Source organism: Leptotrichia sp. oral taxon 879 str. F0557 (assembly GCF_000469385.1).
GTDB classification, from domain to species: Bacteria; Fusobacteriota; Fusobacteriia; order Fusobacteriales; family Leptotrichiaceae; genus Leptotrichia; species Leptotrichia mesophila.
Genome location: NZ_KI271332.1, coordinates 23,101 through 38,269, shown reverse-complemented (window position 1 = coordinate 38,269; position 15,169 = coordinate 23,101). Strand labels below are relative to the sequence as shown.

General features: G+C 29.7%; 22 protein-coding genes. All 22 read right to left on the bottom strand.

The genetic code is table 11. From position 1 onward, the window contains the following. Window positions 1-332: 332 nt before the first annotated feature. The 22 genes from HMPREF1552_RS06400 to HMPREF1552_RS06300 all read right to left on the bottom strand — a co-directional run bounded on the left by HMPREF1552_RS06400 (window position 333) and on the right by HMPREF1552_RS06300 (window position 15,161). Entirely contained in the window at window positions 333-788 is a 456-nt protein-coding gene (locus HMPREF1552_RS06400; RefSeq protein WP_021744312.1) for an FxLYD domain-containing protein, read from the bottom strand. Window positions 789-1,269: 481 nt separating this feature from the next. Next, window positions 1,270-1,926, bottom strand: a complete 657-nt coding sequence (locus HMPREF1552_RS06395; RefSeq protein WP_021744309.1) for a DNA alkylation repair protein — start codon at window positions 1,924-1,926, stop codon at window positions 1,270-1,272. Between the two features lie 42 nt (window positions 1,927-1,968). Then, entirely contained in the window at window positions 1,969-2,514 is a 546-nt protein-coding gene (locus HMPREF1552_RS06390; protein ID WP_021744308.1) for a restriction endonuclease subunit S, read from the bottom strand. A 77-nt stretch (window positions 2,515-2,591) separates the two neighbouring features. Then, window positions 2,592-3,356 carry a class I SAM-dependent methyltransferase gene (locus tag HMPREF1552_RS06385; RefSeq protein ID WP_021744307.1) on the bottom strand — a complete coding sequence of 255 codons (765 nt, stop codon included), beginning with the start codon at window positions 3,354-3,356 and terminating at the stop codon, window positions 2,592-2,594. 170 nt (window positions 3,357-3,526) lie between these two features. Beyond that, window positions 3,527-4,582 carry a DMT family transporter gene (locus HMPREF1552_RS06380; RefSeq protein ID WP_021744306.1) on the bottom strand — a complete coding sequence of 352 codons (1,056 nt, stop codon included), beginning with the start codon at window positions 4,580-4,582 and terminating at the stop codon, window positions 3,527-3,529. 37 nt (window positions 4,583-4,619) lie between these two features. Beyond that, complete coding sequence (locus HMPREF1552_RS06375; RefSeq protein ID WP_021744305.1) at window positions 4,620-5,405, bottom strand: ABC transporter ATP-binding protein; 786 nt, start codon at window positions 5,403-5,405, stop codon at window positions 4,620-4,622. 33 nt (window positions 5,406-5,438) lie between these two features. After that, window positions 5,439-6,497 (bottom strand): 3-isopropylmalate dehydrogenase, encoded by a 1,059-nt coding sequence (leuB, locus tag HMPREF1552_RS06370; protein ID WP_039901320.1) that lies wholly within the window; start codon window positions 6,495-6,497, stop codon window positions 5,439-5,441. Between the two features lie 72 nt (window positions 6,498-6,569). Then, complete coding sequence (locus tag HMPREF1552_RS11610) at window positions 6,570-6,986, bottom strand: OmpA family protein (RefSeq protein WP_021744303.1); 417 nt, start codon at window positions 6,984-6,986, stop codon at window positions 6,570-6,572. 9 nt (window positions 6,987-6,995) lie between these two features. Continuing rightward, window positions 6,996-7,355, bottom strand: coding sequence for a tetratricopeptide repeat protein (locus tag HMPREF1552_RS11605; protein WP_021744302.1), 360 nt, complete (start codon window positions 7,353-7,355; stop codon window positions 6,996-6,998). 14 nt (window positions 7,356-7,369) lie between these two features. Beyond that, window positions 7,370-7,645: a type II toxin-antitoxin system YafQ family toxin gene (locus tag HMPREF1552_RS06360; protein WP_021744301.1), complete on the bottom strand. Its 276-nt coding sequence runs from the start codon at window positions 7,643-7,645 to the stop codon at window positions 7,370-7,372. Window positions 7,646-7,648: 3 nt separating this feature from the next. Further along, on the bottom strand, window positions 7,649-7,912 hold the full coding sequence (locus tag HMPREF1552_RS06355) for a type II toxin-antitoxin system RelB/DinJ family antitoxin (RefSeq protein ID WP_021744300.1): 264 nt from the start codon (window positions 7,910-7,912) through the stop codon (window positions 7,649-7,651). Between the two features lie 120 nt (window positions 7,913-8,032). Continuing rightward, entirely contained in the window at window positions 8,033-8,998 is a 966-nt protein-coding gene (locus tag HMPREF1552_RS06350; protein WP_021744299.1) for a DUF3829 domain-containing protein, read from the bottom strand. A 56-nt stretch (window positions 8,999-9,054) separates the two neighbouring features. Beyond that, entirely contained in the window at window positions 9,055-9,501 is a 447-nt protein-coding gene (locus tag HMPREF1552_RS06345; RefSeq protein WP_021744298.1) for a hypothetical protein, read from the bottom strand. A gap of 35 nt (window positions 9,502-9,536) precedes the next feature. Further along, window positions 9,537-9,794: a hypothetical protein gene (locus HMPREF1552_RS06340; protein WP_021744297.1), complete on the bottom strand. Its 258-nt coding sequence runs from the start codon at window positions 9,792-9,794 to the stop codon at window positions 9,537-9,539. A gap of 118 nt (window positions 9,795-9,912) precedes the next feature. Continuing rightward, window positions 9,913-10,968, bottom strand: coding sequence for a S9 family peptidase (locus HMPREF1552_RS06335; protein WP_021744296.1), 1,056 nt, complete (start codon window positions 10,966-10,968; stop codon window positions 9,913-9,915). 22 nt (window positions 10,969-10,990) lie between these two features. After that, window positions 10,991-11,317 carry a hypothetical protein gene (locus HMPREF1552_RS06330; protein ID WP_231370753.1) on the bottom strand — a complete coding sequence of 109 codons (327 nt, stop codon included), beginning with the start codon at window positions 11,315-11,317 and terminating at the stop codon, window positions 10,991-10,993. After that, entirely contained in the window at window positions 11,280-11,462 is a 183-nt protein-coding gene (locus tag HMPREF1552_RS12780; RefSeq protein WP_021744294.1) for a hypothetical protein, read from the bottom strand. The genes HMPREF1552_RS06330 and HMPREF1552_RS12780 overlap by 38 nt, the downstream gene beginning before the upstream one ends. A 423-nt stretch (window positions 11,463-11,885) precedes the next feature. Then, on the bottom strand, window positions 11,886-12,260 hold the full coding sequence (locus tag HMPREF1552_RS06320; RefSeq protein WP_021744293.1) for a hypothetical protein: 375 nt from the start codon (window positions 12,258-12,260) through the stop codon (window positions 11,886-11,888). A 199-nt stretch (window positions 12,261-12,459) separates the two neighbouring features. Beyond that, window positions 12,460-13,266, bottom strand: a complete 807-nt coding sequence (locus HMPREF1552_RS06315) for a DUF2262 domain-containing protein (RefSeq protein WP_021744292.1) — start codon at window positions 13,264-13,266, stop codon at window positions 12,460-12,462. A gap of 34 nt (window positions 13,267-13,300) precedes the next feature. Then, entirely contained in the window at window positions 13,301-13,840 is a 540-nt protein-coding gene (locus HMPREF1552_RS06310; RefSeq protein ID WP_021744291.1) for a DUF2262 domain-containing protein, read from the bottom strand. A gap of 17 nt (window positions 13,841-13,857) precedes the next feature. Continuing rightward, a complete protein-coding gene (gene leuD, locus HMPREF1552_RS06305; protein WP_039901318.1) occupies window positions 13,858-14,433 on the bottom strand; it encodes a 3-isopropylmalate dehydratase small subunit in 576 nt (191 codons plus the stop codon). 98 nt (window positions 14,434-14,531) lie between these two features. Next, complete coding sequence (locus tag HMPREF1552_RS06300) at window positions 14,532-15,161, bottom strand: glutathione S-transferase family protein (protein ID WP_039901344.1); 630 nt, start codon at window positions 15,159-15,161, stop codon at window positions 14,532-14,534. Window positions 15,162-15,169 lie beyond the last annotated feature (8 nt).

Below are 15,169 nucleotides of genomic sequence, written 5' to 3'. Positions count from 1 at the left end.
ATTTTTTAGATATTTTGATTAATAAATATTTTTTTACATTACTATATTTTTCCTTTTTTATTTTCGTAGGATTGATCATTGCCGCAAATCCCTATAAAACTGTCGCAAGAATTGCTAGCCTACTACGACATTTTTCTACACTAACAAAAAATTCACTCTGCTCAAACAGTTTTTCCAGCACAGAAAAATACTCTGACGTATTAGTTTATACTAGACTTTGTTTAAAAAATAAAAATTATATCTTAGAAATATTAGATTTTATCTTTTATTAGAAGAGATTGTAATAAATTCATTATTTAAACAGGGTTTAGTATAGGATGTTATTATCAAATTTATTGTGCATTTACATAAGCATCCTTCACTTTACACGCTTTTACATCTCCCGAATTTAGAACAGCCCTAAACTCCCATTTTTTATTTTTATCAATAGAATCAGTGCTATCCACAGCATCTCCGACTTTTGTTCCTTTTTTATCAAAGCAAGGGATTTCAATAGTAACATTTTCCTTTCTGCTTCCACTATTTGTTAAAACTCCTGTTACAATTGTCGTATTCCCATTATTTTCAACTTTTGCCTTAGAAAATTTATACTTAACACCTTTCGCATTAATTTCTCCATCATTTCCGCCGATTATTCCGCCAATAATATTTCCAGTTGTCTTAATTACCGCTCCTGTAACAGTTCCAGCCGCTTTAATCGTTCCACCAGCGATACTTCCTGCCGCTCCAACAACTCCACAAGATGAAAGAACTAAAGCCGTTCCCATTATCATTATTATTTTTTTCATAATTTATAAATCCTTTCAATATTTTTTATGCCTATAATACAGTAAAATCACTTTAAAACTGAATTTAAAAATATTTTATTGCAATACCAGTATATTTCAAATATTCTAACATTAAAATTATATATTTCTATTTTTTTATAAATATTTTTTACTTTAAAACTTATACTATTCCACATTTAAAATTAAACCTTCCTATCTTTAACATAGTTTTTATTTTCTAATGAAATTTAGTATTAAATTATTTTGTTTAATGACAATTTTACTATTTTTATTACACTTTTTTCAGGATTGCTCATTGCCGCAAATCCTTATCTTGCAATAAAGATTTATCCTGAGAATCAAAATGTATGGCAAGATTGCTACGCAATACCTATGGCTAGTACGACTTTTATTATAACTAAAAAACTATATTTTAATTATTTGGAAATATACTTTGTTAAAAAAGTCTATAATAACTTTGTTACTTAAACAGAGTTTAATATTACAAATATTTACTAGCTTCTTTAATACTTAATTTTGCCATTTTTTCTTTATTTTCTTCAATAAAATTTTTTACCCATTCAGGATTAATCTTGCTATAATCTCTCAATGCCCAGCCTATCGCCTTATTGATAAAAAATTCCGTCTGTCCCAAATTGTTTTTCAAAATTTTTTCCAACAATTCAGTATTTGTTTTTTCTTTTCTTAGAAGCTGATGATCAATCGCAATTCTTCTAAGCCAAATATTTTCATCAAGGCTCCATTCTATCAATATTTTATTCACATTTGAATCTTTTAATGCCAAAGCTCCTATTGTCATATCTAAATTGTCTATCGTATCCCACCACGATTTTTTCAAGATTAACTGTTTAAGCTTTGGAATATCGTCTATTGTCAACTTATCTTTCATATTCTTTAGGTAATCTGCTCCAACATACTGAAATTCCCTGTACTTATTTTCCCAGCATTTATTTACAAATTCCCAGTCGATTTTTTCTTCATTCTTGTATTCCTTGAAAAAATTTTTAAATATTTTGCGTCTTTCAGGCGTCTTAATTCCAATATATTCAAATTTATTAAGCATATATTTTGACATTTGTCGTGCCTGTTCTTCGTTTTTATACCAAATCATTTCTTCATAAAGTTTATTAAAATCCATAAGTTTCCTCTTTTTTCATTTTATTAAAAACATTAATTTCTATTAATTACAAAATTCTAATTTATCCGTTTTCTCTACAAATTGTGAAAATTCATTTTGGAGCGAAAGCGGAGGAACTATAAAATCTTTTTTCCCTAACTCTTTTGCTGTGATTGCCATTTTTATTCCGCTACCTTGAGACATATACAATATTTTTTTCATATGTTTCTCTAACATTTTTTCAAAGAATATAACATTATAAACTTCATTATTTAACCTAATTTTCATTATAGAAGGATGCATTATTCCAAATTTAGCATTGTATGGAATTCTATAAATTTCTCCAACTGTTCCCCTACAACTCACTATTATATCTCCTGGATATACTGTAAATCTTTTTAATTCTTCATATTTTTTCTTATCTACATACCGATTTAATGTATCTATTGTTTTTCTTATTGCATGCTTCTGTTCATATACAATACAAAATCCTTCTTCCTTAGAAACAAAACATTCATTTTTTAAACTACTTCCAAATGGACCAATAAACATTTCTTTAATATTTTCATTTAATTTTTTCTTCTTAAATTTACTTTCATCTCCAAACATCTCTATAAATCGGGATTTAGATTTTAACCCTTAAGGAAAATAAAATGGGCTATTCTCCTGAAGTATGTTCCATAATATTATAGTTTAATGCAGAGTGTAGCTATATAGTCATTTCCATAACGTGATAATCTATGTCTTTTATCACATGATTCATAAAAATCTATCATAGCGAGACCATTTTTAAGTTGTCCTCTAATCTGAGTTTCTAAGGTATGGCTAAATTCATATCCATATTCTGGATTTATGGTTATTTTGCCTTCCTCTTCAAGCTCTTTTGAATTAAAAGGTATTGAAAACTTTAAAAGTAATTCCTCATCGGGTTTGTCCCATACAATATCAGCATCATACATGTATATCCAAGGATTCATAAATCCGACCATTAACAATCCACCCTTTTTCAATACTCGAGAGGCTTCTTTATATATGTTTTCTAAATCTTCTACATATACATTTGAAACTGGATTAAAAATAATATCAAAAGTTTCATTTTCAAATGGAAATGGTTTTGTCATATCGCCTTGAACTGTATTGATTTTTAAGCCTTCTCTTTTAGCAACCATATTATCTCTTTGTAATTGTGATTTAGAAAAATCCATTATGGTTACATCATAACCTTTTATAGCAAAAACTGGACCCTGCTGTCCACCACCACAAGCTAAACCTAATATCTTTTTTCCGTTGGCTTTTTCAAACCATTCTTTCGGAACTTTTTTCCCAACAGTTAATGCAACAGAAATTGGATTATTTCTAACTTCTTCTAATTCTTTATGTGTCAATGGCTCAGTATAGTCATTTTTTACATTATTCCATCTATCTTCATTTAATTTTATATAATTGTTCATCTTATAATCTCCTCGTAATTTTATACTATTTCGATTTAAGTTGAATATGTTGCCATTACACTTTTCTCACCTCTACAAATTTCTAATTTCTTGAACAATTTTAATCTTGCTTAATTTTTTTTATTTGAAACTTTAATTTTTTATGTTTCAAATACAGCACTTTTATAAATCTACAATTCTTTTTCGTGTATCAATTTATGTTCTTTGCTGTTCATATAATCTTTATGTTTATGATTATGCTTTTTCTCTGATGTAAAATGACTATGCTCATGTTTATGCGTGATAATATGAGTATGTGTTTTTCCATCATGCTTATGAACAATTATGTGAGAATGACTATGACTGTGACGTTTAACCATTGTATCATATACAACAATTACGCTGCCGATTATCATAAAAACAAGACCAATGAAATATACCAAAGTAAGTTTTTCTCCATTTACTATAAATGCTAAAAAAGTTGCTACAAACGGAGCTACAGCATAATATGCACTAGTTTTTGCAGCTCCTAAATCTCTTTGTGCCCTGATATACATAAAAATACTGAGTCCATATGCCACAAATCCAAGTAGCAAAGCAGCTATTATATATTTGATTTCAGGAATTCTTTCTCCCAAAATAAGGGCGACTATAAATGAGCCGCTGCCAGAGAAAAAGCCTTTCAGCAAAACAATCTCATAAGTGCTTTTATCCGAGATTTTTCTAGTGCAGTTATTTTCAAGTCCCCAACAGCAAGTTGCCAGTATAACAAACAATGAGCCTAATGAAAACCGGAAACTTTCAGCCCCTTCAACTGAAAGAACTATGCTTGATACTGTAATAAAACCGATAGCAATCCATAACTTTGATGTTACTTTTTCCCTAAATATTAAAAGAGCAATAATTGTTGTTGCTACAATTTCAAAGTTACCAAGAAGTGAAGCATTTGAAGCTGAACCAATATTTATACCAATCATCAGAAATACAGGTGCCGCAATATCAAGGACAATCATTCCAATAGTATAAGGAAGATCTTCCTTATTCAATCTTTCATATTTATCCTCATTTTTACTACGGAACAAGTACATAATACCCACACCTATTCCAGCTCCCAAATATAAAAAAGATGCCATCAATGTAGGAGGAATTTTATTTAAAAGCACTTTAGAAAATGGTGTATTTATTGCATAAAAAATAGCTGCAAGTAATGCTAAAATTACCGCCATAAATTTTCTGCTTTTATCCATATTTAATAAATCAACTCCTTTTAGATAAATCCTAAATTTATCTCACAATCAGCCAAGGTCTTTCATTTTCCCAAACAATCTTCACATCCAAATCAAACATCTGAGAAAGTAATTTACCAGTCAAAATATCCTTTTTAAGCCCTTTTGCCAAAATTTTTCCATCGTGAAGAAGTGCCACGTGAGTTACCGATGGCATAATTTCTTCAATCTGATGAGTTACGTAAATAAACGGTATTGCATTATCATTTTTGGAATTTTCCTCAAGCACTTTCAAAAAATACTCTCTCGAAGTTACATCAAGCCCCGAACAAGGCTCATCCAGTATAAGCAAATTAGGCTCATTCATAAACGCTCTTGCAAGCAATGTCCGTCGCTGCTCCCCTTGTGACAAAGTACCAAAACGATTATTTTTTATATATGAAATCTTAAAATTCTCAATAATCTTATCAGCCTTTTCCCTATCCTCATTCGTAACTTCATCATAAATCCCAATCGAATTAAACTTTCCAGAAATTACAACATCTTCCAGTTTTTCGCCATTTAATGTGCTTGAAAAATTATTTAATGTGGAACTTACAAATCCGACTCGATTCTTTATTTTTTTCCAAGAATAATTACCAAATTTATGCCCAAAAACTCTCACTTCTCCAGAAGTTGGAAAAATGTAGGCTGGTATCATTCCAAGAAGAGTTGACTTTCCAGAACCATTAAGCCCCAGAAATACCCAATTCTCACCTTTATTTATGTGCCAGTCAATTCCTTTCAGTATTTCTCTTCCATTACGCTTAAAAGTTACATTTTCATAGTGTAATATTTCTTCCATAAAAATATCCTTCTTTTCCAAAATTTTTAGATCCTAAATTCTATTAGCAATCTCAGTTCCCATTTCATCAGTTCCAACTTTCTGCATACCATCTGTATAAATATCAGCCGTTCTAAATCCTGCTTCCAGCACTTCTTCCACAGCTTTTTCTATCGCATCAGCCTCTTTTTGAAGATTAAATGAATATCTTAACATCATTACTGCCGAAAGTATTGTCGCTATTGGGTTTGCAATATTTTTTCCAGCTATATCAGGTGCTGAACCGTGACTTGGCTCATAAAGTCCGACTTTTCCATCTCCAAGACTCGCTGATGGCAGCATTCCAAGTGATCCTGTAAGCATTGAAGCCTCATCTGATAAAATATCTCCAAACATATTTTCAGTCAAAATTACGTCAAATTGTCTAGGATTAGCAATCAGCTGCATTGCGGCATTATCCACATACATGTGCGAAACTTCCACTTCTGGATAATCTTTTGAAATTTCCTCCACAACTTTTCTCCACAATTTTGAAGTGTCCAAAACATTGTGTTTATCTACACTCGTAAGTTTTTTATTTCTAAGTTTTGCAATTTCAAACGCTTTTTTCGCAATTCTTTCAATTTCAGATCTTGTGTAAGGAAGTGTATCAAACGCCTTTTCATCAGAATATTCCCTATGCCCAAAATAAAGCCCTCCAGTAAGCTCCCTTACAATCATCACATCAAGCCCATCTCCAATTATTTCTTCCTTCAAAGGACTCGCACTTTTTAACGATTTAAACAAAATAGCAGGTCGCAAATTCGTATAAACTCCAAGTTCCTTCCTAATCGCAAGAAGCCCTCTCTCAGGACGTTTCTCAGGCTCAATATTATCCCATTTAGGCCCACCAATAGCTCCAAGCAAAATAGCATCACTATTTTTACAAACTTCCACAGTTTCACTTGACAAAGGCACTCCATAGTTATCCACAGACTCCCCTCCAAGATACCCCCGAACATACTCAAATTCATGTCCAAACTTCTCTCCAACCTTATCCAAAACCTTTATCGCCTCAGCCACTATTTCCGGTCCAATTCCATCTCCATTTAATACTGCAATTTTATAGTTCATTTTCATACTTCCTTTCTTTTAAACTTTTATTTATTTTAATCTAAAAATTTTATTTTCTAAAAATTATAAAAATTACTCATCTTCCAATTGATTTTTTAGTTCATTAAATAAACTTAAATCAAAATTTTTTTCAACTACATTTTTTCCAATAATTTCAACTCTTCTATTATTATATCTTCCTTCTACTGTATCATTAGTATCACTTGAATTTTCAGAGCCTTTTCCCAAAACTTTTACAATTCGCATTTCATCTTTCAATCCACTTTCACGAAATAACTCTGCAAGTCTTTTAGCTCTTTCCAATGATAATTTTTTATTTTCTGTATTATCATTATATCCAATAAATTCCAAATCTGCACTTTCATAAAGTTTATTCCAAATTTTTCTAACAATACCTTTCATTCTATTTCGTTCAAACTCATTTAAATCTTTACCATTTTCTTTAAATCCTCTAATTGCAATTTTTATCTCACCTTTAACATCTTCCATTGGAATATCCTAAGCCAAATCGTCCATAACCATCGGATCACTCATAAGTGGAAATTTTTCCAAAATCTTCAAATTTTTCTTAGCTTTTTTAGAACCATTTTGGATTGCCATTTTATAATACTTTTCAGCTTGTTCAATTTGGTCATGTTTAGCATAAAAATTTGCTAAATTATTCATCGCTTTTACATCGCCATTTTCAATTTTTTCTTCAAATTCTTTAATTTTTTTATAATACCCTTTAAAATCAAAATCTGCCATTGAATATCCAGAAATGTTTCCTTTTGAATCATTAAATTCTTTGATATTTCCATCTTGAGAAAATAAATTTATCAAAAATAATAACTGACAAAATAAAATAATTTTTTTCATAAAATTCCTCCAACTTAAAACAAATCCGAATGTGTCCCAGTTCTTGACAACGTTAAAACCAAAATATTTTTTTCAATTTTATAAATCAAAAGCCAGTCAGGCTGAATATGGCATTCTCTAAATCCTTTATAGTCCCCAGCAAGATAATGATCTCTATATTTTTCAGGCAAAATTTCACTGTCAGATAATTTATTAATAATCTGTGCCAGTAATGTTAAATCATATTTTCTTTTCTTTAATTTTTTTAAGTCCTTGTCAAACCTTTTGGTTGTCTTTATTGTCAATTTCATCAACTAAACCCCTAAATCCTCAAATAATTCTTCGGCACTTTTATACCCTTTTCTCTCAATTTTACCACTTAAAATATCTTCAGTTTCCTGCATTGCCTTTAAAGTTTCCTTATTCGGCATTTTCAACTCAAACGGAATTCCCTGCTCCAAAATACACTTCTTCAAAAATAAATTCATAGCAGTACTCATATTAAGCCCCATTTTTTTAAATAATGTTTCCGCTTCTTTTTTTACATTTTCGTCAACTCTAGCTGTTACTGTAGCCATTTTTACCACTCCTTTGTAATACTTTTGTTATACAACGTAATTATATTATTAAATAGTGTAAAAATCAACCTCATATTTTAAATTATTTATATTTTCATAAAAAAACTCTAACTCAGTAAATTAATTCGATTTTCCCATAATGCTGTTATAATCATCAACCAGATTTCCATATTCCCTCAAGACATTGTTAGGCATGCCTTCTGTACTTTCTGTCATCCAAGGCTGTTTAATTTCCCCAGGATTGGCTGGGTACTTTCTTTCTATTCTTGAAATAAATGAAGCTATAGAAGCCCTGTAACTCGCAAGACTGCGTTGGAACGTTTTAAATTCTTGAGCTCTAAATTTCTCTTTTTTTAGCTGTTTTTCATCCTTTATCAGCTTCTGAAGATTATTTGAAGTTTCTACTATTCTTTGCTGTATTGGCTTTAACTTTGTCAAGTCGCCTTGAGTATAGTTTGCTGTATTCAGATTTTGAGTTTTCATTTCTCCAATAAAATTTTTGGACTCATTTATTAATACAAGCATATTATACTTTATCAAACTATTGTCTTTCTTATATTTGTTCAAGCTACTTTCAAAATTTTCCTTTTCCCGTACCACAAGTGCAGCTCCAAATTCATTATCAAGTTTTTCATATTTTTTTATAATTGCAAGAAATTTGGTATGTAACTCCTGTGCCTTTGCAAAATTATCACTTGTATAATCTTTTCCAGAATAATAATTATTCATATCATCTGTAACAATTTTTAATTCTTTCAATACTGGCAGCAATTCCTTCGCCACCTTATCCAGATTTTCCATTTTATAATTTATAGAAATCCCTTTTTGAAGTTTCTCAATCGTACCTTCATTGACAGTTATATTTTTCACAGTTTCAGACTTTTTAATCTTCTCCGCTTCTCCTGCTTCCCTAAAATATTCAGAAATTCCTGCATTAATCTCTGACATATCATTATAGACACTCGCATAATAATTAAACTTTCCAACATCTTTTAAGTCATTACCATTACTATCGCTATTTTTTTTACTCCCACAAGACATTACAAATGTTAATAACATAATTAAAAACAGTATTTTTCTTTTCATTAATTTTTCTCCATATCATAAATTTTATTTTTTCAGTCGTTTTCTTCATTATGAAGTTATATCAGTTTATTTTCTATCAAATAATTTATATTTTCAGATATCCAACTTTTATTAAATCTAAAAAATTTCTCAATTCTAAAAACTTTACCTTCATTATCTAATTTAAAATATAATTTATATCTCATTATTTTTTTTACTAATTTTAAAACCTTCACTTTTTCCCGTGGGATTATTTTCCTCATTTTACCTATATTTGAAAGCTCCATTCCAGAAGATATTTTAAATGTTACATCACACGAAAATATTTCTATATTATCTTTCTTAAACAAAATTATGATACTTCCTTTCAAATCCTTGTTAAAATCATAAAAAAGATTTTTATCAAAAAATACTTTTATAAAATTGATTTCAGGAAAAAAACACAAATAATTCCTGTCATACTCAATATTATTTTCATTAAAATAATTTTCTATTATTTTATTCCATTCTTTGATAGTTCGCATAATTTTTTATCTCCTAGTCATCTGAAAATTTTTTGTTAAATCCAAGCATACTGCAACTCATAGCACTTTCTATAATAATTCCCTTTAACTGAAGTTTCAATATTTTTATTTCTTCTAAAATTCCGATTACAGCTTTTTTTGTAAAACTGATAAGATCTCTTACACCAGCCACTTCTTCTCCAGCTGACTAATTCTCCATTTTTTACAAACACATCAAACGGCAAATCTTTTGAACTTATTTTAGAGAGCTTTTCTTTTTCTCGTTTTCTATACTCAATTCCTTTTGACCACATAAACATCTCCTTTTTTCAAATTATCCCAAAAACTTGAATTTATTTTCTAAGTCGTATCTTCTTACTTTACATCTACAATTTTTCATTTTCAATCAACTTTCTGAAATCAAATTATCTGCTATTTAACAATTCCTTTTGAAATCACATCCAAATCCCCATCACTAAACTGAATATTCGTTTTCACCCCTGTATCAGCTAGTATTTTTTGTGCAATCATTGTTGTTAATGGATAAAGTATATTAAAATGATCTCCACCTGCAATTTGGTATTTCTTGAATGGTATTTTGTATTTGTCTGCGGCTTTTTGCATAGGCTCGAATAAAATATCTCTTCTTTCTTCTTGCCCTTCAAAGTGGAAAGTTGGTGATGTTATTGAACGGACGTATCGAAGTGACGATCTTACTGCTATTTCTCTAGGATTTGTCAAATCAAATGGAACTCCGCCATATTCATCCGGTTTTTCTGTTGCCCAAAAGAAATCTGGCAAGCCACCTATTGCAAAAACTGCTCGAAAACCTTTTGAATATTCGCTTAGAAGCAACGCCTTTGTCCCACCTGTACTGTGTCCAACAAGATAAATTCTATTTGGATCAACATAAGGAAGTGATGCCACATATTTTCTAGCTTCTTCCAAGTCTTCAATTTCCCCATAAAACATTTCATATTTTCCAGGATTTGCATTTTCTCCTCTAGCACTTGGTATTGCAAGTACAAAATCATCTCTTTTAAATGCACCTGCCCCTTGATAATTATTTTTAGGCGATTCTTCATCCCAGCCAAACTCACTATCTCCAATTCCACCAAATCCACCATTTAAATATATGATCGCTGGATATTTTTTCCCGTTATTTTCTTTTGCTGTAATATACATTGGCATTTCTCCTAATTTTGATGGATAATTTACCAATGAAAACTTACTGTTTTTAGGCGGAATACCTGGTTTTCCATCTGGCACAAATTCCGTTTTTTGTCCATCGACAATCTTTGTCTTAAAATTTTTATGAGCCTCTTCCAATGTTTCTCCATATATCTCAAAATCAAAACTATTATCAATTTCTTTGCTATTTTTTTCACTCTTTTGAACTTCTGTATTTGCGTTTGAATTTTTGCCTCCGTTCCCGCAAGATACTACAAAAGTTGCTAAAATTAGCAATAAAAGTAATCTTTTTTTCATAAAGTCACCTTTCTTTTTTTATTTATTGTTCCAACATTCTTCTTTTGCCCACTCTTTCAGCCAATTTTTCAAAGTATCCACTTTCAATCAAATTATTTCTGTTCTGTATCCACCATGCCTTTCCATTAATTTGGGTAAAATTTATTATTTCTTTTTTTATTTTATCCCCAACTCTTACTGATATTGTAAATTTATAGTTTACGATTCCTTTTTTTAAATCAATTTTTTCTATATCATCAACATCTATTCTTGTTAAAAGCCCTTTAATTCCACCAAGCATCCCAACTTCGAAAAATAATATTTCATTCTCCTTAAAAAGTATATAACACGGCTTCATCCCTGCTTTCATAATCAATCCAATAAGTCCCATCATCAAAAATGAATTCAAATTTCTTTCTCTTTATAATAGCGTAAATAAAATTTTTATCATACTCTATCCCATTTTGCTTGAAATATTCTTCTACTTTGAACTGTTCTTTTGATTTTTCTGGCATTTAAAAAGTTCTCTTTCCTATTTTTTTCAGAAAATAAATTCTTTCTCAGTAACATCATTAACATAATTAACCTTTTTAGTCAATTTTCTATCCTAATCATAAAATTCATAATAATATAAGTTTTTCGAAAAGACATATACAATAAATAGTTTCTATTATATTTTTTAAATTTTGTGAATCAAGTTAAAATCCATATAGGATTAACATATTCTTTTTAGATTTTTTATCTACTACATAATGCTATAAAAATATAAATAAATTAGTTATTAAATAGCACCAATCAAAAAAATGTAATGTTTTATTATATATAATTAAAAATACATGAGTTTATAAATAATCAATACTAAAAATAAATTTTTTTGTACATATTTTTTACTTTAAATTTCGAATTTGATGCACTATAAATTATCCTTATTTTACATACTACATCTGAAATGCCGTTATCCAAAAACATATTCCGGCTATAAGTGAAAGCGGAGTCATAACATATTTTTCTTTCCTGCTTTTTGAAATCATGTTCATAATAGTATTCAGAGATAGGTAGGCAGCAAAGAAGAAACAAATATATTTAGTAACCTTAAAAGACAGCCACAAGGAAATAAAACCTCCGGCTTGCAAAATAATTATCATTACAAAAATTTGGATACCCACTGAAATGACTGCCATAACTCTAAATTTCTTAGGTAAGATTTTATGTTGTCCACCCATTGTAAATTCCCCCAAAGGCAAACCGCAGGCAACAAAAACTGTCATAATTGCTATAACTCCAAATAATACTGCACCTAATATTGAAAACATAAATCAATATTCTCCCTTCGCAAAATACAAAAAATTTCAGTTACAAATTCAAAATTTCTTTCTTTTTTAATTAATACCATAAACAAAATTTTTATCATACTCTATCCCATTTTGTTTAAAATATTCTTCCATTTTTAATTATCTTTTTGACTTTACTGCCATCTTTTAAATTTTTCTTTCTAATTTTTATTCTATTATTTCAATAAACAACTTCTTCCTCAGCAATATCATTAACATAATTAACCTTTTTAGTCAATTTCCCATCCTCATCATAGAATTTCCAAATTCCCTCTTTTTTTCCAGATTTATAATTTCCAATTGCCGCTAATTTGTGATTCTTCTTATAATAAAGTTTTGTCAAGCCTTCTCTTCTTGATACAAAAAAACTACTAGCATCTGCATAACCTATTTTAAATTTTTCCCGAAGAATTGAAGAAAACTCGTCATTTAATTCTAAGTCAGTGACAAATTCAAAAAGATCATCAAAACTTGCAGCAAAAAATCCCTTATCAATATTCCCTTTTAACCAAATCCAGTTATCCCCCACAACTGTATAATCATCAGCTACTTCAAAATAAAAATTTCCTTCACTTGTTATCTGAATATTATCAACAAAAATATAATTTCTATACTTATCCAATGGAAATACTTTTGTTTTCCATATTCTTTCTGCTTCTTCTTTTGTAAAATCGTCTTTTAAAATTTCAAATAACATATCATAGCAAGTTGGATACTCTGGAAATACTCCATCATCAAAAAAATCATCATTCAGCACATCATAAAAATACTTAACCATCGTATCTTTCACTTTTTTATTCCATTCATCCTGATTAAAATACAATTCTTCCAAAATTTTAAACATTTTTTCTTTTTCAAGTTCAACATTATCATATTTTTTGGAAATTGTTAGACTTACTCGTATTTCTTCACCTTTCCAAATAACTTTCCCATACCATTCTTTAAAATAACTGCTATGTGAACTTTCTCGAAAATCCTGAATTTCCATATCTGATTTTCCTTTCTAAAAAAATTTAAGAAAGTTAGCCCATATAATACTCGTCTATTTCACCATTAAAATTACAACAAGTATAAAACATTTTATCAACAAAAAATAATTTTTCATGCATAGCTATTGTAAAATTAGAATTTTCTTCTACCTCACTATAATCAATTATTATTTCCATGTCTTCATTATTAAGAAACTTTTTAAATGCTTCTTTTGTTAAAAAATTATTCTTCATAATTTCTTCTGTATCTTCTTTTCCAATAATTTTAAGTAATTTTTTCTCCACTTCATCAATACTCTTTGTTTCATAATAAATTTCAGCATATTCTGGCTTTACCCATTCTTCTTCGTTAAACCAGTCAACAAACTCTTCAGCAAACAAATTTTTACACTTTGTATCCCAATATTCTTTATTTTCTAAAATTTTTTCAACCATTTCTTCGACTTCTACTTCATCAAGTTCATCTTCGTCAATATCATCTTCACCATTACAGTATAATTTCATCTCTATTTCGTGATTTATCCACATCACTTTACGAGTATACTCTCCATCTATGATTTCCCAATTTTTCATTTTTACTCCTTTTTTGACTACTTATGATTCTCCTCATACTTCCTAATCTCATCTTCATGTTCCAATGTCAACCCAATCGAATCAAGCCCTTTCAGCAATCTCTGTTTCCAGCTTTCTTCCAGCTCAAAGAAATAATCTTTCCCATTTGCTGTCAGCTTGTTATTTTCCAAATCAACTACCACTTTAGCATCCCCAGGAAGTTTAGCCAGTTCCAGTCTATCAGCTTCTGGCAAAGTTATTGGCAAATGTCCGTTATTTAGCCAGTTCATGTAGAATATTCCTGAATACCCTCCTGCAACAATTACATGAAATCCATAATCCTGCAATGCCCAAGCCGCATGTTCCCTGCTCGAACCGCACCCAAAGTTATCTCCTGTAATCAAAATTGTTCCTGTCTTATATTCAGGCTTGTTTAAATTAAAATCCATATTATCTGTTCTGTCCTCATTGTATCTCCACTCATCAAACACATATTGCCCAAATCCTGTTTTTTCGATACTTTTTAAATATTGTTTTGGAATTAATTGATCCGTGTCAATATTGTCATTCATTATTGGAACGATTGTTCCTTCATATTTTGTAAATGGTTTCATTTTTTTCTCCTTCATTTTTTATATATAAAAATTCTATTTTTAACTAATTTTTAAAAGAGTTTTTCAATTTATCTTTTATCCCTTTTTTGATTAAATTTCTACACTATCCCCATTGATTCGGCTAATTTTTGATCTAGTTCCTTTCCTTTTACATTTGCTTCTCTTGTTAAATGTTGATTCATATAATCCACAAGTATACCTTCGTTTGGAAGCATTCCCCCTACAAATATTGCCCATCTTAATGTTGCTGTAAAATACAAATCTAACACGGTAAAATTATTTCCTATTACATATTTTTTGCCTTTTAAAAACTCAGTTAAGGTATTTAATGCTGTATCGTAATCTCCATAGCCTACACTTCTTCTTCTCTCTTCACTTGATGGAACATCAAAAAACTTATCAATAAAAGCATATTCTAATTGAACTAGAAAAAACATCCAACGATAAAATTCTCCTCTTTCCAAAGAATTAACTGGTGGTATCAAGTTTTTTTCAGGATACATGTCTGCTAAAAATATTAATATTGCTGCTGTTTCTGTAATTACTTTTCCATCTACCTCCAGTGCTGGAGATTTCCCCATTGGATTTACTGAAAGATATTTTTCTGATTTCATTTCTTTACCAAAATGAACAGGCACTACATCATACTCTGCTCCGCATTCTTCTAGCATCCATCTTACAATCGCCCCTCTCGAACGTGGATTTGTATAAAAAGTTATCTTTTTCATAGTATTTT